Source organism: Chryseobacterium sp. SIMBA_029 (genome assembly GCF_046535275.1).
Classification (GTDB): Bacteria; Bacteroidota; Bacteroidia; order Flavobacteriales; family Weeksellaceae; genus Chryseobacterium.
Genome location: NZ_JAWRXA010000193.1, coordinates 1 through 287, shown reverse-complemented (window position 1 = coordinate 287; position 287 = coordinate 1). Strand labels below are relative to the sequence as shown.

General features: G+C 61.7%; 1 protein-coding gene. It reads right to left on the bottom strand.

Annotation, left to right across the window (positions count from 1 at the left end):
- Nucleotides 1–287 (bottom strand): hypothetical protein (locus SB679_RS23785; protein ID WP_410704722.1); only part of this gene is annotated, 287 nt, incomplete at both ends.

Below are 287 nucleotides of genomic sequence, written 5' to 3'. Positions count from 1 at the left end.
AGGGCTCGCCGTCATGCCCGGTCAACTGGGAATACTCCGCAAACTTGGCTTCCAGGCCGCTGACATTTTCCAAGGCCAACGCCGTCAGCGAGCGTTTGTGTAGCGTGAACACCTGCGTCCCCGGGGGCGCAGGCTGCGGCTTGGCGCCCGGAATAAAACTGCCTGGTTGCCGAGGCGCATAGTCCTTGGTGTGGACCATGATGTGATCGGGGTTCACCGTCAGGCCATGCTCGGCCTCCAGGACGATGCGCACTTGCGTTTTGCTGTATTCCAGGAGTTTCGCCGGG